This window comes from Mesorhizobium loti (assembly GCF_003148495.1).
GTDB classification, from domain to species: Bacteria; Pseudomonadota; Alphaproteobacteria; order Rhizobiales; family Rhizobiaceae; genus Mesorhizobium; species Mesorhizobium loti.
Genome location: NZ_QGGH01000016.1, coordinates 13,492 through 34,173, shown reverse-complemented (window position 1 = coordinate 34,173; position 20,682 = coordinate 13,492). Strand labels below are relative to the sequence as shown.

The following is a 20,682-nucleotide window of genomic DNA, read 5'->3' as shown; positions in this document are numbered from 1 at the left end:
ATTTCCTGCGCAAGGGTCGACAAGGGCAGCAGCCTGTTTGGGTACGGGGCGGTTTCGCCGAGGCCCCCTTGCATAGAATGCTATCTGATGCGGATTTGACATTTTGCTTTTCTTTCTCCGTTTCATCGATCGCGGTGTCATCCACGAAATGAAGGTCGGTCGGCGGCTCCCGGCTCCCAAGAAGGAGTTTCAAAACTCGTGCCAATTTGGCCGACCCAGCAGAAGAAAAACATTGTGATTACTTTTCAGCGGATTAGCCTGAGGCCAGACAAGAGCTTGGCGAAATAGGCCGGTGTCGCGGACCCAACAAAGACGACAGAAGAGTGTCGGATAGGCGACACCTTCTTTGTCAGTTGTCCTGGAATGATGGCAGGCCACCTGACCCTATTGACCCATAGGAGGTTGGCTCAGGGGTTCACCTGCTTGCTAAGGGGCGCGCTCTAGGCGGCTTGCGGGCGCGTTGCCAATGCAACACTGGCTATCCGCAACACCGCCATCTGGGGCGAAGCCGGCACGGCCTGCGCGTCGGAGTCCAAGAAGTTCGGCGCTTGGGACGGCAACCTGATGACGGAATGGCATGTCCGCTATGGCGGTCGCGGCGTGATGACCTACTGGCATGTCGAAAAGGGCTCGACCTGCATTTTCTCGCAACTCAAGCGCTGTTCGTCTTCGGAGGTCGCCGCGATGATCAAGGGCGTGCTGCGACACTGCACCAACGTGGAGATTCAGGGCCAATATTCGACAGCGGCCATGGCCAGAGCGCCGTCGGCGCCGCTTTTTGCCGCCTGCTCGGGTTCACCTGCCGCCACGCCTGAAGGCGATCGCCCGGCAGAAGCTGGCGCCGTCAGGCCTGCGCGCTGAATTGCCCAATCTGCTTCCCATTCTTTCCAACGTCATCAACTGAGAGGAGGTTGAGCAGCAGTATGGCCACAGTCAATCTGGGCCGGCATCGATCTGACTGCCATCCCGAAATATCACAGTCGCAGCGGTGGCCAGAACGACCATCGGAATAGCGTCTGGCCTTCGTTCATCCCGAAGAAGGGATGACCGACCAGTCCGTTTTTCGCGCGCGAATGCGGCAGCTCCATTGCGATCGCGGCAATTCGGATTGGCGCGGGCGCCATGTGCTCCGACCCTGAGGGCTGTCCCGGTCCTCGCGAGCTATCGCTCAGCGGCGATCAAGTCATCGGCTTTCGGAATGACCGGCGACGCCTCGTCTCAACGATTAGGCCGGTCGGGCTGTCGGCCGTATTCTTCGCCTTGAACACGGCGGTTCGCTTCGGTTTTGGTTTGGGTGGCGCTTGAGGCTCTACCCTTGGCTCTGGCGTTTGCTTGCCCTTTTGTTTGTCCTTGCGGGCGCAAAGCAAAGCCTTGGCGGTCGCCGCGTCCGCATCCGAGACCACGCCGGCTGGCTTGCCATCGAGATTGACCCGTGCAGCGCCGGCATCCAGTCTCGCCAAGTATTTGGCCATCTTGGTATACGCCAGCAGGGCTCTCCTCAATTCATCATCGGACAGTCCGCCGTCGAGCACCCGAATGTCATGATGGATGCCGATCTTGAGCGGCCTGGGCGCTTTCGGATTGAACGCCGCAGGCCACTTGGCCGATAGATAGCGGAAAAGCTGTGCAGGCGATTTGCCTCGGCTACAGCTCATAAGCCTCGCCCCATTGTTTTCGTTTCCAATTCGGACCTTCCTAGCACTGATATATGCAATGATTTGGAAAAATGAGCATTCGCCCCGCAGGGCAAGCAGCGGGCGCCTCCTCATTCGGACAGGCGAAGTGCCTGGTGGGCCGAGCAGGATCGGCACCAATCACGCCGAGCCGTCCCGATAGAGTTCACAGCCATACATCAGGGTCGGTGGAATGCTGTTCCCCAATATCTCCGCCAGCTCATTGACCCTTGGCAGCGCATCTCAAACGCCGGCAGCGAAAAAGACTCGACGGCCTCCGCGGAGGCCGTCAGCGAGTAGGACCCGAAACCGTCGCGGCTCCTCTCACCCGTTCGGCCGTTCCGTCGTACCAGGGCGTCGCGTAGCGTGAAAGCTACTCAGGCGACCGTTCCGTGATCTCGGCCGGATCGACGCCGTCCTGGGACAGGAAGGCAGGCGAATGGCTGGCAAAAAGCGTTCCGCCACAACCCGGCGTCGATCACCAGAACCTGGCGCGGGCGCGGCGGAACTGCCGGGCGGCGGCCATTCCGGAATAGCTGCCGCCGATGACAATAGGCGCAGCGAAATTCAGAAGGTTGTGGGCGACAGGCTTCGGACTCCCATTCGATTGCCGACTCGGCTCATGCCTCGACGGACAATATTCTGAGGATGTTTGCACATCACGTTCATGGTTGCCACCATGGAGATCGCCTCAGAAGCGGCGCCCAATCGGAAACATTAGCACCTCCGCGTTTTGGCTCGGCTGCTTGAACTCCTCGACGGCAACTGCCTCAATTAGCAGATCCAAGGCTTCGCGCCCCCTCTGGCTGATCGGGTCATCGCCTCGCAGGTAATGATATGCTCGATCTAGATGCACTCGCGCGGCGGAAAAATCGCTTGTCATATGACCCTCTCAGTTGCCGCCCGCGTTAGCCGTCTACGAGGTGAGGGTCACGCAATCGTCAATATCCACAGACGGATTTGATTTAAATCGCGGGAGAAACCAAACACCGGCTTGTCCTATGCGAGAGCTCCTTGATTATGTCGCCGGCGGGCCCGGTGGACTCTGCAATAGGGTTGCCAAGCGAGCCCTGCCAATGCGTCCCCAGCATCATCCATAAGCCCTCCCGAGTTTCTGGTCAGTCGAGCGGTCGCACGCGCAGGCTTGCGGCGGCAATCGGCCGGGTGGCGAAGATCGCCGCGAAGGCGGACAGCAAATCGGAAGCCGACTCCCGTTTGTGCGATCTCGAGAGCTACAGGGCGTTGATTCCTCATAGGATATTCCGTCATCACATCGCTGACGGGCGCCCAGCTTGCGAAAGCAAAAATGGAGGCGCCCTCTTGACCGACACCGAAAACAGCGAAATCAATCATCCATTGAACCCATGAACGCAACAACGCCAGCACACTGTCCGGGCCATATTGTTTATTTCCGGCGCCAAGAGACCAATCGGGACGCTCTTGTCGCCGAGTAGAGGCTGAGGAATGACCCCCCAGGTAGCGGCTCGTTAATCATGCGGGGGCGTAGCCAAGAAGCATCACAGCACCTGCCCAATCACATTTGACCTTAAAGACCCGGCACCCAGATTGTGCCGAGTCTTTTTCCGTCGTTAGGGCAGCCTGATCCAATTTGAGCGGGTCAGGAATAATGTCCCAGCACGGCGATCAGGAACCTTCTTAAGCCCGTCACCGACTTCAGAAAGCCGACGGGAGCTGCAACGACTTGACTAGGGGTGCCCTGCGAGCTTGACGGTGTCAGCCCCGCCTGCGCGCGAAGCGCCAGGAAAGGCCGGTTAAAGAGCCGGCCCGCTTGCAGGAATCGAACTCATGGATGACTGAGGCGTCGGCATCCTCGATGCCCATCGCTCGGCACGACGCCACTATGGCTGTTCTGCGTTCTGTCTTATCGCTGTGACATTTCCCGCACAGGATGACGTTAACGACACTCTTTCCCGCATGAGGTGATGAGAGCAGGTTAGAGTGACGCGCGGCAGGGAGGACAGGAGGGGATGGCAAAGGCTGAAACTCGGTAAGACGGCGCAGACCGTCACGCTTGCTACAAAGAGAATGTTCTTCGAAGAGTATCGTTATGATCGATCCGGCGTCGCGAGGTTCGGCCGGCTGAAGGGACGCTGGCAATGATGCGGTCAGGGGATGGTTGGCACGATCCACGCCAGGCGCCTGCACAGATCACCCCGCAAAAGTGGCGGACGGGACCTGGAATCGAGCCGACATTGCGAGATTTTCGCGGCCGTGGCGGCTTCGCTTTCTGCTGTCCGCAGGGCGAAGCGCGCATCAGATGAGGGCCAGCGGCGGGTGCATCGGCGTCCGAACCGCGGGGATGACGAACACGATCTTCGCCGGCTAGGACAGCGGCACCGCGAACTCAATGTTGGAGGCGCTACGCCGCTCGATCTAGCGGAGGCGTGGCGAGTCGATGCGGCCGGCCGGCAAAATCCGCGCTGCCGCTCGATTTCGGGAAGGATCCCTTGCCGCTTAAATATGATTCACCGATGAAGCTTAGAGCTTACGGCAGCGATGGCTGCGCAAGGCATGGTCTACCGAGGGGGCTGGACAGTGCCGCCTCGGCAGCTGTCACAGCAGGCTTGGTCGCCGATGTCTGGTCGGATCGAGATTCGGCATCTGAAAACAGCCATCACGGTGCGCGGAAGGTATCCTGTCCGCTGCCGAGGGCTTGCGAACCATTTCACTGCCGCGTCGAATACGATGGTACAGTGTTGCGCTGGCAAGCCGCTGGCGCCTTTTTGCGGGCTCAGTGGCGCTCCGACCGGCGTAGACTTAGAAGTGCCTGATTTTATGGAAAGAATACCAACTTATTCGCTTATAGTCTATTACAACTCGACAGTTCCGGATTTTACCGCCTTTATAGCTGCAACCGTTCTGCTAGACGTATCCAGTTTTTTCAGTATGTTTTTTATATGGAAATTGACCGTATTCACGGTTATTCCCAGGATGAGTCCTATTTCCCACGACGATTTCCCTCTTGCTGTCCACAGAATACACTCTTTCTCTCTTGAGGAAAGCTCCAGAGCTTCCTCAAAGCCAATCGGAGTCCCGAACTTTGCTACCTTCCAATGGAAATGCAATGCAGCAAGTTGCAAGTAGGTGATTGCTTTATTTTGGAATTCGCTCCCCCCGGGCCGTGCAAAGCTCATGATCGCAAAACTGGCATCCGAGCCGTGCAGTGGAACGCTAATGCCTGACCTCAAGCCGAAAGTCGCAGCCTCATCGAAAACGCGTCGTTCGTCTTTAGTCGTGTGCGCGTCATTGTACACCTCGCTCCATCGAAAGGCGCTTGCCCGCTTTCGACTCGTCTTGATAATGGGATCTATCCTGTCATAACCCATTTCGAAATAGCGCTGCTGCCATTCATCGGGATAATTCAGCATTATATTCGGAACACTTGAGCGAGAGCGATAGGCGACCCACGGGCAATCAAAATTCTGGGCAAAAGCAGATAATAGCTCGAACAACTGCTCGGATTGAGCAGCACCATCGGTCTGGTCGAGAAATCGGCCGAACTCGGCCGCAAACACTTCCTTCGGGAAATGCATCGACGGGACCAACGAAGTCGACCGGACACGCTGGTAGTCACTCGCCACTGTTGAGTGACTGCGGTCTTCCACGGATGTTCCATATTGACTCACTGCAGCCTGTTGCATCGGATGCCGTCCCTGGTGAAAAAGCTGCCGGCGGGTACCCCGAGGGCCCAGCAAAAGCCGAACGTGCCGATTAGGCCGACCACCCCACGCAGCAGATGCGCGCCGACCCTGCGGTCTTCCCACAACAGTCCGGGCGGCCTGGATAGTATCGTCAACGTCGGAACAAGACCTATAACGGCGCGGAAAACACGATTTGAGCGATCGAATAGTCGGTCGACAACCATTTGATTATTGCGTCCATGACGCAGAAGACGAACACACCGCTGGCATACATCGCGATGCCGTGCGCTGGCGATTGGGTTGAGGGTACCAATCTGGGCACAACGTAGCCGCTAGATTGCTTGCGACCGTCCCCGCAATGTAGTCGTGCTGCCCCCGATAAGCCGTGAGTATAGTTGGATGGAGGCCGAGACGCTGGGCCGCCCCGCCGTACGGCAGATCAGTTCCAGAGCCTTCAACTAGAATGAACGCTCTTCTTGCCATCCCGTGGTTCATGCCGTGCCCCAGTCCACAATGTAAGCCGACGTCCGGCTTTTTGACGGGCCTAGCCTAAGACGCGCCATGAAGGTATCATCGTCGCTGATTTGCAGTTGTGAAGTTGTGTGAATCTATTGCAAACGGCCGTTAATGCGGCGTGCTGGATCTCACGGGAAAGCGGTGGCTATAAAGGCTGAGACAATTCAGCGGCCGCTATTGCCGGCATGGTTAAGTTCGCTCTTCATGAAATGGACACGCACTTTTGCCTTATCCCGCGCAGTGATCGACGGCCAGGGCCGTCCGATCTGCACATGGTTGCTGGAAACACCGCCGACCTCACGGTGCTGTTGCCCATCGTCGATCGGCTGCGCGACCGCTTCAAGGTGGGACGGGCCTGCGTGGTGGCCGATCTCGGCATGATCTCGGCGGCGGGCATCGCGGCGCTGGAGGCGCGGAAGTTGGAATACATCCTCGGCGCCCGCGAACGCTCCAGCGTCATCGTGCGCGATCTGGTGATGACGACGAGCAGCGGTTTACGCCGCTCCTAGTCGAGAGGGTCAAGGGCGAGACCCAGCTGTTCGTCAAACAGGTCAAGCTCTCCGGCCAGCGCTAAATCGTCTGCCGGTGAGCCGGTTAGGTGCGGAATTAGCGCAAGTTACGACACGGATAATTCATTTGTGACGTAACAGGGTATGAATGGCCAAGTTTGAGATCCTGACGGGTGTGCTGAGCGACAAGGTGCACTGAAGCGATATTGCAAGAAGCGTTCAGCGCGGATGGGAGCGTTTCCGATGTAGCGCGCCGGCACGACGTTCTTCCGCAACAGATATACGCGTGGCGAAAGAAGTTCTCGCCACCCAAATTGAAGTCTCCAGAGACCGTACGCTCATCCCGGTTTCTCTTATCGGAGCGTCGGAGAGCTCCAGCGATGGTTCCACGAGTCGGAGAGCTTCAGCGATGGTTCCACGAGGAGCAGTGTGCGGTCGAGGCGCAAAGACGTTGGAATCGTCCAGAGGAATGGTCGCCTACTGAGGATTGCAGCGGACATGGATCTCGAGGTGCTATCGTCGCTGGTCGCTTGTGTGGAGGCGGCATGATCGGGCCTTCTAGGAAGGTGCGCGGCCATCTGGCCTGCGGAGTGACGCATATGCGGCGCGGCATTGATGGACTGTCGGCGCTGGTTGAGACGGCTATCAAGGAGGCGGCGGGCTCCGGCGCAATCTTCGGCTTCCGCGGAAAACGCGCCGACCGGATCAAAGCTGGAGCCATCTCCGATCGCTGACGAAACGCTGTTGCGCACCGGTGTGCTCCACGATATCGAGGGTCGTATCCGCGGCATGTCGGCTGACGAGCGGCGTACACTGCGCCAGCAACACGCCAAGCCCATTCTGGCGGACCTCAAGAGCTGGATAGAAGAGACGCTTTCGCCGGCGAAAGACCGATACGAGGCTGGGTAATGGCACGCTCGAGGTTCGTCTACACGCTTGAAGACGTCGCCAGCACGATCAGCGAGAACCTCGAATTAGTCGAGGAGCTGACCGCCAACTCTGACAATATCGCCGAGGGCGAATTGGTTTATGTCCGCGATGGCAGTGAAGATGGCACAACAGGCCTGACCGAAAATGGAATTGACGACCTTCAAAATCTCCTCGCCGATATACGGACGTGGGATGCTTGCATCCGCCAGTTCCTCGTCGATGAACAATGCGATCCCGAGATGATCGAGCGCGTCATGGCAGATGAGGTGAAGCGCGTCCTATAGCGTCGGCCGCTCGACCAAGCGAAAACGCTTTCGCCGGACGCTCACAGAGTTTCTCGAGATCGAACGTATCATATTGCCAGTTGCCAGCGCGCTCTAATATCGCGCCTGCTCGAACGCGAACTCGATACATTAAGGTTCATTCGCTTGATACAGACCGGGGAATGTGAGCGGCCGACCGGGTCGGCGGGAGAGGTGGACGCCGCCAGGATGCACCGAGATTCCCTACTGGCACTGTTATTTGTCGCCTGCCCTAAATTGTCGAACAACTGACAATGCGGAACGCTTTTCGGAAGTATGCTGTCCGCCCATTCCTCGAGTCGCATACGCGGCACGGTGATAGTCGGCCTAGTTTCTCGCCGCGCTCCCATTTAGTCCTTGAAACATATGCAACAAATCAATTCTGCTGCTCTTTCCCGCGCAACTGGCACGAATATTGATGCTTCCCGCTGCGAGGCCCAGCAACCGCCGGACTGAATTCACGTCGCGGCTAACCGCGATCGATAGAGCGAAGGAAGGAACAAGTCAGGTCTGCGCCAGAGCGCATTCTGTTTGAAATGGCATCGGCAAGTCCATGAGCTTCCAAAGGGCGCTCGCCGCGCTTGTCGATCTGGGCGGGAAGATCTTTGCTTGCGATATCAAAGGCAAGGGCAGGGAGAAGGACAATAGGTGATGGCACGCGCAGTGCGCAACAGCATTCAGTGGGTGAAGCACGACTTCTCCGGAGCGTATAACCGCAAGTGGCCGCACGCCTATTTTCGCGCACATTTGGCCTTGGACTATATGCTCCCAGATCGGGCTAAGCCGGTCTTCGAAAGGATCTTCGCCGATTATCGACGCCGTCGAAACAAGACCAAATTGAAGATTATCGATATCGGTTGCTCCTATGGCGTCAACGCTACCTTACTGCGCACCGATCTCGATCTCGACGATCTGTATGCTGCCTACCTGGGGTCGAGCGGTCCGCTCTCGGGCCGACATGAAATCGAGCATCGCGCCTTCTTTCGCAATCGCGGCCTTCGTGACGACATCCAGTTCGTCGGCGTAGACCCATCGTTCCGGGCTGTTCGCTATGCGCGGAACCAGGGCCTACTGGAGGCCGGTATCCCAGCTAATCTGGAAACCCGGGAGTTAACGGTGAAGGAACGTTGCGCCCTGGCGGACGCAGACATCATCATCAGCACAGGCTGTGTGGGTTACGCCACGGAGCGAACCTTTGCGCGCGTGTATGACGCCTCGGCGGCATCGCGCCCGTGGGTCGTCGTCTTCGCAATGCACCCTTTCTGCTATGACGACATCGCCGCCGCTCTTCGAGGTTATGCATTGGAAACCAGGCTCGTAGACCGGTTCAGACAGCGCCAGCGCCGCTTCTCCACAATCACGGAACGGCAGGCGATCCTGACTGCTATGGCCGAGCTCGGCATAGAGGATCGCTTGGAACGCACGACGGGCTATGTCTTCGCATCCTGCTACATCTCCGCACCGCCCGGAGAAGTGCCCTATGGTCGAACTCTGGTCAGCGCGGTGGGATGACATATGAGGCCAAAGGGTTTCGACGCAAGGTGCTTAAGCGCCATGGCAGTGCCGTGCGGGCGGCCTGTCCGAACACCGAATTCGTGAGCTTGGACAATCCATGATCAAAACATCTGAGTTCGGGCACGGACGCCTTTCGAAAACCACATGGCTCTCTTTGTCGCAAGCGTTACAAATTTTCGCCGCAATGCCGGCAGGAACGGGCATGTAATTGCAAGCCATTCAAACAACACCGATTTTTGACCTGGCACGACTTTTGCTATTTGGACGGTGCTAACTGCCCCAAAAATATTGGAGAATGTCCATGACCAAACCCGATCTCGACGACAGGCTTCGCGCGCAACGCCAATCCTTCGACAAAATACCTATTGTCGATATAGGGCCGCTTCTGGATAACAGCGGCGTTCTGGGCGTGGCAAAGGAAATCCGCTGGGCCCTTGCGAACGTTGGCTTTATGTACGTAAAAAACCACGGCCTGCCAGCACAATTGGCGGACGAAACCTTCGCGCAAGCCCGCGCGTTCTTCGACCAGCCGCTTGAAGAGAAGATGAAACTTCACATGGTCAATTCGGGAGTTGCATTGCGCGGTTACGTAGAGATTTTTGGCGAAAACACAGATCCGACGAACACAAAAGATTTGAAAGAGTGTTTTGACATCGGCCCTGAGCGACCTACCCTTGAACGCCCCTTCTTCGGTCCGAACCAGTGGCCGGCGGCGCTACCGGGGTTTCGTGAGACTGTGTTTGCGTATCACCAGGCAATGAAGGACTTCGCGACAAAACTTCTAAGAGGAGTCGCGCTGAGTCTCGACCTTCCCCGGGATTTTTTTGATTCCAGGGTAACCGATCCGATCACCTATCAACGTTTGCTTCGGTACCCGACGCAGTCGGGACGGGTGGAGGAGAAAGTCATTGGCATTGGCGCGCACGTCGATTACGGCAGTCTCACGATACTTACTCAGGACAGTGTCGGAGGGCTCCAGGTCATGAATCGTGAAGGGGTCTGGGTTGAAGGAGTGCCTATTGCCGGGACTTTCGTCATCAACATCGGTGAGCTTTTGCAGATACTAACCAACGACCTGTACATTGCCAACTTTCATCGGGTGGTGAACACGTCCGGGCGCGAGCGTTATTCGATTCCGTTCTTTATCGACGCAGATTATGATGCCGTGGTCGAGCCGCTTGAGAGGTACGTGTCTCCATCGAACCCCTCGCGCTATTTGCCCGTCACCTGCGGAAAGCATAAATTCAAACGGTTCGTAAAGACCTTTCCACATTTGGAAAGGCTCGACCTTGAACAATGAGGAGCGGGTTTCGAGCTCCATCGGCGAACCTTGCATTGCGGCGACGCGAAGCCACAAAACACTGAACCAGTTTTAGTATATTGTGAACGAAGCCGGCCGCCGCCGACAATGCGTTGGCTCCGTCTCCCTGCTGCCCGTCGAGGCGACTGCGGCCCATGCGTCGCTCGACTTCGATATGGCCGCTGAGGCGGAGCGGCGGTGCATTTAGCGCTTGATGGCTGGAGTGATGCGGCATTTCTAGCCGTTGGTGAAGACTCCAAGTTTTGATTCTGCGGCCCGTAATGGCTGAGATAGACGGCGCCGGCAGGGCTCGGCTGATCTCGTTGCCGATGATCTTTACATTCGAGATGACGAGCGCGTGTGGCCATGACCTGACACGGTTAATTCCCTCGATCTGAAACTAAATTGAGTGTTCGACTTCGATTGAAGGACGAACTTTTGAAGAAAAGGCGGTTTACGGAAGAGTGCATCATCGCGGATCTGCGCGAGCATAAGGCCTGCGCCAGCGGCACTAGCTAATGCTTCATGTTGATGATCTGATCAAAACCGCGTGCGTCACGCTCCGTAGCCTCAATATCCAGGAAGTTACTATGTCGTACATAGTGCGCTAGTTATTTCGGAGGTATCTTTGTGAGCGGGCACAACATTATCGAGGTTCCGGAATTTTTAGATCAGAGCAAAAGCAGCGCCCGAATGACAAACACCGATATTTACCGTGCGCTACGGCACCGGATCTGTTTTCTCGACTACCAGCCCGGCCGCCGGTTGAACGAGCGCGAACTCGCGGCTGAATTCGGAGTCAGCCGCACGCCTATGCGTACCGTGCTACAACGCCTCGAGTACGACGGCCTTATAGTAAGCCAGCATGGGACCGGAACGAAGGTTACATCCACCGACTTAAGTTCGATCCGCGATATATACGTCGTCCGAATGCGATTGGTGGACGCTATGGCGGAGTCCGAAGCGCTTCCTATTACTAGCCAAACTCTTCGAGACTTTAACGAACTAGAAGAATCTTGTCGTGCGCTTCTTCATCAGGGAAATAAGCGGCAGTTCGCCGACATTATCATTCGCCAGCATGGTATCCTCCATGGCCTGAGCCGCAGCGCACCCCTTAGGAATTTTAGCGACATCTTGTTTTTTCGGTCGGCACAATTCTGGTTCCAATTGCTCGAACGGATTGACTTCGCGCAACAGGTTGGTGATTTGCTGAATGAGTTCCGTATGATCCGCACCGCCCTTGAATTGCGGGACGTGCGACTGGTCGCGACCATTCACAAGGCGCATCTGGCAATAGTTCTATCGCGATTAAATGCTATGGATAGCGATAAAGGGTGAATTTTCCCACGCCTGAAGGCGGTGGCTTCAGGTTACGACTTAAACCGGATCGGCCCGCCCCTAGGGCGGACACGGAGCGAACTCACGTCACATTGAAGGTGTCGTCGCGTTTGGGTGGTAGTTGGTTCTCCGAAGCGGGCTTCCAATTGTAAATCGAGGCATCGCTCACCCCGTGCTTGCGGCACAGATCGGCGACCGAAACGCCGGCTTCCGATCATGCGAACTCGTCCGGACCGCGCACTGCATCGAGCTCGCCATTCCGTGGCGGGGTGTGGCCGCCATCTGAGCGCGGCCTTCGCACATCGGCACCCTACCGATCGGCAATCTTCATCACCCAGGCCTTCATGCTGGACCGTCTGGTTGTGGCGCGAGGATTGCCTTGATGCGGTTGGCGATCCGTGTACGTTCGCGGAGGAGATTGTCTCGTTCACGGTTCGACGGCGGGCGTCCTCCTCATTGATGGTTGGGATGGCTGCTATGCTGCAGTGGCGCTTCTCGCCCCGCAGCCAGCAAGAAAGGCGTGCATCAGCAGTTCGGTATCGAGGCGATCGGTCTTGGCACGCCGATGTTCGCGGGAAACCGCGACGCTCGATGGATGTATGACATAAGCTTCGACAGCGCGCCAGGAGCCAGCGCGCCAACCAAAAGCCATCGCGTCCAGCCTCATAGGCGACCACGATGCGCCGGACTTCACGCCCGGCCTGGATGGCTTCGCTGCGCCAGCGGCGCAACAGCCTGAGCACCAAATCCGGGTCGGCATCGAGCTTCTTGAGAGGGTTACGTTCAAATCCAGGGATCGTCGCAGCAATTAGCCACTTTGTCTGGTTCATCTCAATCACTGCGACCAACGTCCTGTCCCGATCAAGGGCGGTAAGGGATTTGCTTGCATCAAAGGATGGTGACATGGGGGCGCTCCTTAGCTGGCTGCTCAACAGCGCCGAGGGTGCCACACGCTCGCCGCCGCCCATAGCATCTACAGCGCTACTAACGGCGCGCTCGCGAGCGGCTTCGTAACCGCCGAGCTACACCACCCAATGGGACACGACCCGGGATAGCGGAATTGCTGTCCAGTTTTTGCGGAGCGCGCACTGACAGACAGAAAGTTCGACAGTCCTGTTCTCCATTCAGCGAGTTACGTGCGCTATTGGTACAGCCACAACTGCGACGGCTCGCCACGAACCGCGGACCATCTGGTTCGCGGCTGCAGACAGCGGCGGTACTACAACGTCAACGCCCTTACGCGCTTTAGCCCTACTTGATTAGGTGGCTACCCAAGGGAGGAAGGCCGTGGTTTGGTTGGTTATAGGAGACACCGTTCGAGCTGCCCCCTTACGAGACAATAACAGACGCGGTATGGAGATGGATCTATGAAACTCGCTTCTGGATATAAGGCTTTTTGGGAAGCCGCCCACAAGAACTACCCGGATCAAACGAAACCGGGTGGAAATCTCGATTGGATAATCGAAATTAGCAGCGTTGTGAATGCTGAGTGTTCCGACCGCTTTGCAAAGCCATCGGCACGAGGATGGAACTCGTATTTTCACGCAAAGCTTTTTCCTGACCGATCTACAAAAGTGGGAGCCTTGGCACAAACGTACAAAGGGTTACTCAATATCAAGTCCCCTTTTGACCTACATTTGTATACGAGGCTTATTTGGGAACTTCAGCCGCGGACAATTCTGGAACTTGGTTCTCTTCAGGGCGGCAGCGCATTGTGGTTTGCTGATCAATTATCGGTGCTATGCGAAAATAAAGGTGAAGTTCATTCCTTCGATATTAACACAAAATGCATCCATCCAGACGCAACTCATCCAATGATTAACTTTCATCAAGTCGATCTTTCAAACATTGCTAATTTCGATGAAAATCTACTGAATAATCTACCACACCCATGGCTCGTAGTCGATGATGCCCATATCCAAGTATTTCCGATATTTTCCCACTTGGGCCAATTTCTTGTATCTGGAGATTATTATGTCATTGAGGATGACCCCATGCGTGCAGATAGAGAGATTATTGATGGCTTGGCGTTGGTCGAGCAATCTGGATTTCTAATTGATACTTATTACACCGACGCGTTCGGGACCAATTTAACTTGCGCTCCAAATGCATGGCTTCGAAAGGCGTAAGGCTGGACCGATAGGCGCGATCGCCATCGCGCTTGGCGCCGCGCCGGCGGCGCTTGCCCTTGCCAGATGTCGGCTGCGTGGACTTCTCCATGCCCGATGGCTTGGTCGGCTTGATCGGGGGACGCAGCGGCAGGTTCTTCAGCCGGGCAAATCTCATCCTTCAGGGTCTGGTTCTCGGCGCGTAGCGCCTGGTTCCCGATCTCAAGGCTCTCGACCCGGTCTTCTGACAGTGTGGCAAGGCGCTTGTTGGCGACACAAAATAGAAGAGAGTTTGACGATGCTTGGAGAAGCGCGCGCGAGAACACATGCCCTGCAGGACCGCCTCCGGTCAAAAGGAATCGAACTTGCTATCTTCACCGACGAGAGCTCGATTGCCTACCTCGCAGGTTTCTGGGGCTATCTCGCGGTCGAATTTGGTCGACCAACCTTCTTTCTGGTCCGGCCGGACGAGGAGCCTACAGTCATCACGCCGCTCATGGAAAGTGAGATGGCGTCAAAGATGACCTGGGTGAAAAATGTTCGCGGTTGGGAAGATTCCGGACCAAACCGATGGGAAAAGGTTCTCGGCGACGCCATCGGCGACGCACCCGATGCACTGTGGATCGAGGCAGGAAGCATCCCTGCCATCGTCCGGAATTTCTTCGACGAGCAGTATAGTTCGGTGACCCTGAACAATATCTCGCGCACTCTCGGCGAGATACGAACGATTAAGTCCCCAGCGGAAATCGAAGTTATGAAACAGGCGGGACAGGTTGCTGGCGCAATGATGGCTGCCGCACATCAATCGCTCGAGGTAGGCGCGCCGGAATACGAATCGGCGCTTGCCGTCATTGCAGCGGGTACTCGCAAGGCGGCCAGCTTCCTTACCCCGAAAGGATGGGAGGCATTTGTCTCACCCCTCATCTACAATCTGCAAATAATGCAATCGGGAGCAGATACATCTATGGTGCATCGCCGGGCCAACACGCGGCTACTAAAAAAAGGCGATCCGGTTTATTTTTGCTTCTGCAACATGGCCCAATTCAAGCAGTATAAACTTGGGTTCGACCGAATGTTCTTCGTGAAAGAAGCTAGCGATGAAGCCGTGAAAGTGCAGCAGGCGGCGATTGACGCCCAACAGGCCGCATTGCACTCTATCCGCGCAGGAGTCACTGCAGAAAGTGTAGCTATCGCTGCAAACGACGCCTACGCTGCTGCTGGATACACAACCGGCTATCGCACAGGCCGTTCGATTGGTGTGGCTTATCTTGAGGCGCCTGAGCTGAAGATTGGTGACAAGACAGTGCTCCAAGCGGGTATGACATTCGCGGTGGACGGCGGCATCACGGTGGACGGAAAATTTGGCGGCCGCATCGGGGATTCGATTGTCGTGAGGGAGACCGGCTTCGAGTACCTCACTGATTACCCGCGCACCATTCTGTATTCTTGACTTGTTAGGATGCGTCTCGGGCGAGGTCCCCGCCGAGACGAGCTTGCAGACCTCACAAACGCGCTCGCTGCAATTTGCAACGCTGGCTTGCGCTTAGGAAAGCGCTTCTATCTCCTCCAGCACACGATCCACGTCCGCCGTGTCGTTATAGGCGTGGACCGAGATTCGCAGTCGCCCATCGCCTCCCCAGGTCAAAACACTGCGCTCGCGCAACCGCGCTTCCAATTGTTCGGAATGAGGCGTTGCAATCGATATATTGCCGGCCCTGTCCGCTGGTCTCGCAGGTGTGAGCTGATCAACGTCCAAACGATTAAGCCCGTCAAGCAGCACTCGGCCAAGCTCAAGAACATGCGATTCAATCCTGGAGATTCCGATTTCCTCGAGCGTTGCCAGAGCGTTATCGAGATAGTAGATGCTCATAAAGCTGGGGTTGCCTCCTTCGAATTTCTCTATTGTAGGCTTCAAGTGAAAGCTGGTCCGTTGGCGCCAGTCGGCCTCGTGGATAACCGAGTTCCAACCGACTGCCTTTGGTTCGAGTTGGTGCCATCGTTTGGAGTTTACGAAGAACACTCCGACCCCATGCGTTCCCAGCAGCCACTTATAGCAACAGGAAACAACCACGTCGCAAAGCGACCCATCTACAGGAACGACGCCGAGCGAATGCGATGCATCGACAACGAGCCGCGCTCCACACCTGTCGGCAATCTCTCTTAGAGCAGCAAGATCGCTTCGCGCACCGGTAAGGTAGCTAACATGACTCACTACGATCGCTCGCGTATGTGAATCCACCGCATCGGCAACCTCATCCAATGTGGCGCAACGCCCCCCCCCAACTCTCCTCAGTTCGATCCCAGCAGCCTGCCAAATGTGAAGAAGAGATGCGAATTCACTTGCACCGACGACGACGTTGTCGCCCGGACGCCAGTCTATTCCAACAGCGACCGCGTGGAGGCCCGCAGTTGCATTCCACAGGAGCGCAATCTCCTGCGATGTAGCACCGAGGAGCCTGGCCAGGCGCTCCCTTGCCCTAGTCGCGGTCGCAAACATTCGATCGCGCCCCGGCATACCAACACCCTTGTCGACCATAAATCGTGTCACCGCTGCAGCATTGCTGATCAGAACTGGCGTTTCACCACCCGCGGCCAGGTGGGTCACGTTCTCAAGTCCGATGAATTCACTCTTTGGGATAAGGCTGCCCGCTCTCACTTGTTACCTCCCACGAGATCGCTTTGATGCAAGAAACAGTTCGAAATCTAAGGAGCGAATTTGTTCGCTCGAACAATACGCCAGGAGCGACAACTGTTTTCCGTCCCGATCCAGGCCCACCATTGCGATACAATCGGGTCTCGGAATCAAGACCTTTTGACGCCTGCTCACCTGGACTGTGCTGGAAGACTTCCGGGGCTGGGGAATCTCAAGGTGGGCAACTTGCAAGCACGTGGAACGACATTCGCTCTTGAGCACGTTTGGTCTGAACGGACGCCTCCTTGGCGAACAGCATCGCCGCATCAGCAATAACGGCGCACTCTGTAACGCAGCAAGAGGCACAGCCGAGTGCGAAGAATAATCGAAGGCAAAATAGGCGGTAGACGGTGCCTCTCACGAAAAGTGTGCGTCCTCAGGCGGGCCAAATTTAACCCATGCGTTCTGACGCGTAGCTTCCTGGGCTCGCCGGGAAGACGACAGTGCGGTTGCCGTTCAAGAAGACACGGTGATGAATGTGGGCGTGGATCGCTCGCGCCAGGACCTGACTTTCAACGTCACGGCCCATTGAGACGTAGTCTTCCACGCTTTGAGCGTGCGTGATGCGTACCGTATCCTGCTCAATGATTGGCCCTTCATCAAGATCGGGCGTCACATAATGGGCCGTGGCACCGATCAGCTTCACCCCGCGTTCATACGCCTGCTTGTAGGGATTAGCTCCCTTAAAGCTCGGCAGGAAGGAGTGATGGATGTTAATGATCCTGCCCGACATCTTGCGACACATTGCGTCTGAAAGAACCTGCATATAGCGGGCGAGAACAATCAGCTCGGTACCTGTCTGCTCGACAAGGTCCATGAGCTGCCCTTCCGCCTGTGGTTTGTTCTCCTTCGTCACCTTGATGTGGTGGAAGGGAATATCGTGATTGACCACTACCTTCTGGTAGTCGAAGTGGTTCGAGACGACGCCGACGATATCGATCGGGAGAGCCCCGATCCGCCAACGGTATAGAAGGTCGTTGAGGCAGTGCCCGAACGCCGAGACCATCAACAGCACTTTCATCCTTTGCGTTTGGATGTGAAGCTCTGCTTCCATTTGAAACTTTTCGGCGATTGGTTTTAGCCCTTCGGCAAGCGCTTCGGCTCCTTTCCCGTCCTCTGAAATGAAGGAGACGCGCATAAAGAAGCGACCAGTGCTGAGATCGTCGAATTGCGAACTATCGACGATATTGCAGCCCATTTCGTAGAGAAAACCGGAGATGGCGGCCACTATGCCTCGCGTTGATTGACACGTTGCTGTCAGGATAAAAGTGGTCATTCGTTGCCTTTACAGGTTATCGGGAAAGGTCCGGTTAATTCGTGAAGCGGGAAGTTGGCCGCAAAAGTGGCTAGAGGGTTTTCGGGCCGGCCTTTTGCATCCGACCACGACAAACGTTGCGATTTGGCGAGGAGGTTAACTCAGAAATTCGCGCCAGGCGCTCAGATCCACGTTCCCCCCGGATACCACTGCAACGACGGTCTTGCCGCTCCACATTTCGGGGTGCCGCAGGACCGCGGCAACCGCAGCTGCTCCACCGGGTTCGGCAACGATCTTCATCTCATCCGCCAATAATCGCATCGCGAAAATGACGTCAGCTTCTGACGCTTCGTAGCCGTGGGAGACAAGTTTCTGATTGATCGGAAAGGTCTTCTCACCTGGAATTAGCGTTACGATCGAGTCGCAGATTGAGTTGTACCCAGGTTCATTTCCAACACGTTCGCCTGCGATCAACGATCGCCTTGTATCGTCGAAATGTTCCGGTTCAGCCGCGCAGATGGTGGTCGCTGGGGACAACTCCGCCATGGCGGTGGCGATGCCAGCGATCAGCCCGCCACCACCAACGGGGCACACCAGAGCGTCTGCGGACGTTTTCAGTTTCGCCAGTTGATTGACGATTTCCAGTGCAACGGTTCCCTGCCCCGACATCAAAACATAATCATCATAGGGAGCAATCAAAGTCGCTCCCGTTTGCTCGGCCACATCTCGTGCGATCTTGGCCCTGTCGCCGGTTGCCCGATCATATGTGATCACCTTGGCCCCACACTGGGCGGTGTTGCGCAGTTTCACGGCCGGCGCATCCTGCGGCATGACTATGGTAGATGGGACATTCATTTCCGCCGCCGCGGCGGCGACCCCTTGAGCATGGTTGCCGGATGAAAAAGCCACGACACCCGCCGCGCGCTCCTTTTTGCTCAACGACGCGATCTTGACGTAAGCTCCACGAATCTTGAACGATCCGGTGCGCTGCAAGCACTCGGCTTTTACGAGGAAGCGGAAGCCAAGACGTCGGTTGAGAAGTTCGGATTCGAGCAAAGGCGTAACTCGTGTTACGCCCTCGAGGACCCGCGCGGCATGGACGATCATTTCGTATTCGAGCATCGCGCTGCTTTCCAACTTAGACCTAGTAAAATCTCATTGCGGCTCACTGCACGCAATCAGCGGTGAACCCGGAGGCTCGAAGCCTCGGAAGGTCCGTGCTCGCGGCAAGCCTGTTCAAATCGCTGAATTTGCTCTGTGCTGTCGCAGTAGGACATCACTATGCGAACGCCTTGACCTTTGCTCCCAAAATTCCACGGCCTTAGATGGATATCTTTGTTCCGGAGTGCCTCCAGAAGGCTCGCCGGCAGAATGGCGAACACCTCGTTGATATGCACTGGATGAACCAGCTCAACACCCGCACACGGTCTTAACACACCGGCTATGTGTTCGGCGTTCCAGTTTGCCTGCAGAGCATTTCGCAGCCACAGATCATCCTCCAGATAGCTCAAGAGCTGCACTGACATGTAGCGCATCTTTGAGCATAAGTGCCCGGCACGTTTGTGCATGACGCTCAGTACCTTGGCGATTTCCGGATCGAAGGTGATCACCGCTTCTGCATTCATGGTTCCATTCTTGATAGTGCCGAAGGTGAGAATATCCACGCCAGCTTTCCAGGTCATTTCAGCTGGCGTTACGCCCAAACGAACTATTGCGTTCGCTAAGCGTGCCCCATCAAGGTGGACTTTCATGCCTGCCGCATGCGCGATTTCACTCAGCGCATGTAATTCATCCAGCTCATAAACAACTCCTGCCTCTGTGGCTTGGGTGAGACTGAACGCGCTGACCGCCATATGATGCACGTTGCCTATGCCGTGACGACGCAGACCGTCCTCTAACACGGCAGGCGATATCTTATGGTGCTCACCTGCCAGCAAAGTCATGCGGCCGCCACCGCTATAGAATTCCGGCGCACCAGCTTCGGTCGTCACAATATGCGCGCTCTCGTGACAGAAGATCGTGCCATATGGCGGCGTGATGGCGCCGAGCGCAAGACCATTTCCCGCAGTGCCGGTAGACACCGGAAAAATGAAGGTTTCACGCTCAAAAAAGTTCGAATAGGCCTGTGCCAAGGTTGCGGTGAATTGATCTGCTCCGTAGGCCACCTCGACGCCTCGGTTGCAGTTCACGAGGGCATTCATCACCTGTTCGCAGACCGGCGCGCCATTGTCTGAATTGAAGTGATAAGTTGCTATTTTAGATCCTCCCGTTTCCAGGAAAAACCGCCGCCGAATTCAGTGGAAGCATCCTGGAGCACATCCCATAGATAGTCGGCTGAGGCGAAATCAGTCAGCATGTGCAGGCCGTAGGGCCCGTCCTTCATTTCGCGGATCAATACGGCGCTGATCCGCGCTACGACCGTTTGTACGACCTCACCTTGGAGAAGCCGATCCCTGCGCAAATCCACACCGCAAATCTTCGCCATCATCTGCGCAATACACCTGCCCTCTAGATGGAGCCAACTATGGCTGTCGGCACGGGGAAGCGGGTACCCTATTCGGCGCTCACCGCTGGCATCGTCGGCATTCCAGCTTGCCTCTAGGTCGCTGCACACATTACCTACCGCGTCTGGGTCAGGCAGGACGAGGTACTCTTCCTTTCCGAGCCGCGCGATGAGAGAGCCATCGGACAGGGCGATCGCTTTGTTTGGAACGTCCGGGACGGCGCTGACCTTCGAGCTCAGCCATTTCGTCGTCCCGTTACCCTTGAAGCCGATCCGCGGCAGCGTCGACAGGTCACGGATGACGACATTCTCGTTCTGCGGAGTCTGGCTCGCGCCGGTCAAGCGATGAGCGAACGGACTTCTAGCAATAGCGCCCACC

Annotated in this window: 16 protein-coding genes and 4 pseudogenes; 10 read left to right on the top strand and 10 right to left on the bottom strand. The window is 56.4% G+C overall.

Going from position 1 to position 20,682, the window contains the following annotated elements; genetic code table 11:
- Positions 1 to 459 precede the first annotated feature (459 nt).
- Positions 460 to 901: pseudogene (locus C8D77_RS31870) on the top strand (Tn3 family transposase); the annotation flags it as partial.
- Positions 902 to 1,178: 277 nt separating this feature from the next.
- Here the strand turns inward: C8D77_RS31870 and C8D77_RS31865 are convergent.
- The 3 genes from C8D77_RS31865 to C8D77_RS31855 all read right to left on the bottom strand — a co-directional run bounded on the left by C8D77_RS31865 (position 1,179) and on the right by C8D77_RS31855 (position 5,335).
- Positions 1,179 to 1,811 (bottom strand): ProQ/FINO family protein, encoded by a 633-nt coding sequence (locus C8D77_RS31865; protein WP_245951938.1) that lies wholly within the window; start codon positions 1,809 to 1,811, stop codon positions 1,179 to 1,181.
- A 553-nt stretch (positions 1,812 to 2,364) separates the two neighbouring features.
- On the bottom strand, positions 2,365 to 2,556 hold the full coding sequence (locus C8D77_RS38560; RefSeq protein WP_109671438.1) for a hypothetical protein: 192 nt from the start codon (positions 2,554 to 2,556) through the stop codon (positions 2,365 to 2,367).
- Between the two features lie 1,948 nt (positions 2,557 to 4,504).
- Positions 4,505 to 5,335: a LuxR family transcriptional regulator gene (locus tag C8D77_RS31855; protein WP_245951937.1), complete on the bottom strand. Its 831-nt coding sequence runs from the start codon at positions 5,333 to 5,335 to the stop codon at positions 4,505 to 4,507.
- Between the two features lie 788 nt (positions 5,336 to 6,123).
- On the opposite strand from C8D77_RS31855, the gene C8D77_RS31850 reads away from it, so the two are divergent.
- From C8D77_RS31850 to C8D77_RS31820, 7 genes and pseudogenes are all read left to right on the top strand, one after another.
- On the top strand, positions 6,124 to 6,360 hold the full coding sequence (locus tag C8D77_RS31850) for a transposase (protein ID WP_170136878.1): 237 nt from the start codon (positions 6,124 to 6,126) through the stop codon (positions 6,358 to 6,360).
- Between the two features lie 206 nt (positions 6,361 to 6,566).
- Positions 6,567 to 7,094: an IS66 family insertion sequence element accessory protein TnpB gene (gene tnpB, locus C8D77_RS39165; protein WP_109671435.1), complete on the top strand. Its 528-nt coding sequence runs from the start codon at positions 6,567 to 6,569 to the stop codon at positions 7,092 to 7,094.
- Positions 7,069 to 7,239 (top strand): annotated as a pseudogene (locus tag C8D77_RS37845) (IS66 family transposase); the annotation flags it as partial. The gene tnpB and the pseudogene C8D77_RS37845, both read left to right, overlap by 26 nt.
- 29 nt (positions 7,240 to 7,268) lie before the next feature.
- Positions 7,269 to 7,574 (top strand): hypothetical protein, encoded by a 306-nt coding sequence (locus C8D77_RS31835; protein WP_109671433.1) that lies wholly within the window; start codon positions 7,269 to 7,271, stop codon positions 7,572 to 7,574.
- Between the two features lie 669 nt (positions 7,575 to 8,243).
- A complete protein-coding gene (locus tag C8D77_RS31830) occupies positions 8,244 to 9,104 on the top strand; it encodes a hypothetical protein (protein WP_245951936.1) in 861 nt (286 codons plus the stop codon).
- 304 nt (positions 9,105 to 9,408) lie between these two features.
- A complete protein-coding gene (locus C8D77_RS31825) occupies positions 9,409 to 10,407 on the top strand; it encodes an isopenicillin N synthase family dioxygenase (protein WP_109671465.1) in 999 nt (332 codons plus the stop codon).
- Between the two features lie 630 nt (positions 10,408 to 11,037).
- Positions 11,038 to 11,745 carry a GntR family transcriptional regulator gene (locus C8D77_RS31820; protein ID WP_245951935.1) on the top strand — a complete coding sequence of 236 codons (708 nt, stop codon included), beginning with the start codon at positions 11,038 to 11,040 and terminating at the stop codon, positions 11,743 to 11,745.
- A gap of 139 nt (positions 11,746 to 11,884) precedes the next feature.
- Here C8D77_RS31820 and C8D77_RS31815 read toward each other — a convergent pair.
- A pseudogene (locus C8D77_RS31815) lies at positions 11,885 to 11,956 on the bottom strand (transposase); the annotation flags it as partial.
- 155 nt (positions 11,957 to 12,111) lie between these two features.
- Positions 12,112 to 12,650: pseudogene (locus C8D77_RS39160) on the bottom strand (IS110 family transposase); the annotation flags it as partial.
- A 462-nt stretch (positions 12,651 to 13,112) separates the two neighbouring features.
- On the opposite strand from C8D77_RS39160, the gene C8D77_RS31805 reads away from it, so the two are divergent.
- Positions 13,113 to 13,874, top strand: coding sequence for a CmcI family methyltransferase (locus tag C8D77_RS31805; protein WP_109671431.1), 762 nt, complete (start codon positions 13,113 to 13,115; stop codon positions 13,872 to 13,874).
- 277 nt (positions 13,875 to 14,151) lie between these two features.
- Complete coding sequence (locus tag C8D77_RS31795) at positions 14,152 to 15,303, top strand: M24 family metallopeptidase (protein WP_109671430.1); 1,152 nt, start codon at positions 14,152 to 14,154, stop codon at positions 15,301 to 15,303.
- A 93-nt stretch (positions 15,304 to 15,396) separates the two neighbouring features.
- On the opposite strand, the gene C8D77_RS31790 is transcribed toward C8D77_RS31795, so the two are convergent.
- The 5 genes from C8D77_RS31790 to C8D77_RS31770 all read right to left on the bottom strand — a co-directional run bounded on the left by C8D77_RS31790 (position 15,397) and on the right by C8D77_RS31770 (position 20,681).
- Positions 15,397 to 16,509, bottom strand: coding sequence for an aminotransferase class V-fold PLP-dependent enzyme (locus tag C8D77_RS31790; protein ID WP_109671429.1), 1,113 nt, complete (start codon positions 16,507 to 16,509; stop codon positions 15,397 to 15,399).
- A gap of 427 nt (positions 16,510 to 16,936) precedes the next feature.
- A complete protein-coding gene (gene purU, locus C8D77_RS31785) occupies positions 16,937 to 17,821 on the bottom strand; it encodes a formyltetrahydrofolate deformylase (RefSeq protein WP_109671428.1) in 885 nt (294 codons plus the stop codon).
- A 135-nt stretch (positions 17,822 to 17,956) separates the two neighbouring features.
- Positions 17,957 to 18,922, bottom strand: coding sequence for a threonine/serine dehydratase family protein (locus C8D77_RS31780; protein ID WP_109671427.1), 966 nt, complete (start codon positions 18,920 to 18,922; stop codon positions 17,957 to 17,959).
- 56 nt (positions 18,923 to 18,978) lie between these two features.
- Positions 18,979 to 20,055, bottom strand: a complete 1,077-nt coding sequence (locus C8D77_RS31775) for a threonine aldolase family protein (RefSeq protein ID WP_281277064.1) — start codon at positions 20,053 to 20,055, stop codon at positions 18,979 to 18,981.
- The gene (locus tag C8D77_RS31770) at positions 20,052 to 20,681 is read right to left on the bottom strand and encodes an aminomethyltransferase family protein (RefSeq protein WP_170136876.1); all 630 of its coding nucleotides are present in this window, start codon (positions 20,679 to 20,681) and stop codon (positions 20,052 to 20,054) included. Before C8D77_RS31770 ends, C8D77_RS31775 begins: the two co-directional genes overlap by 4 nt.
- Position 20,682 lies beyond the last annotated feature (1 nt).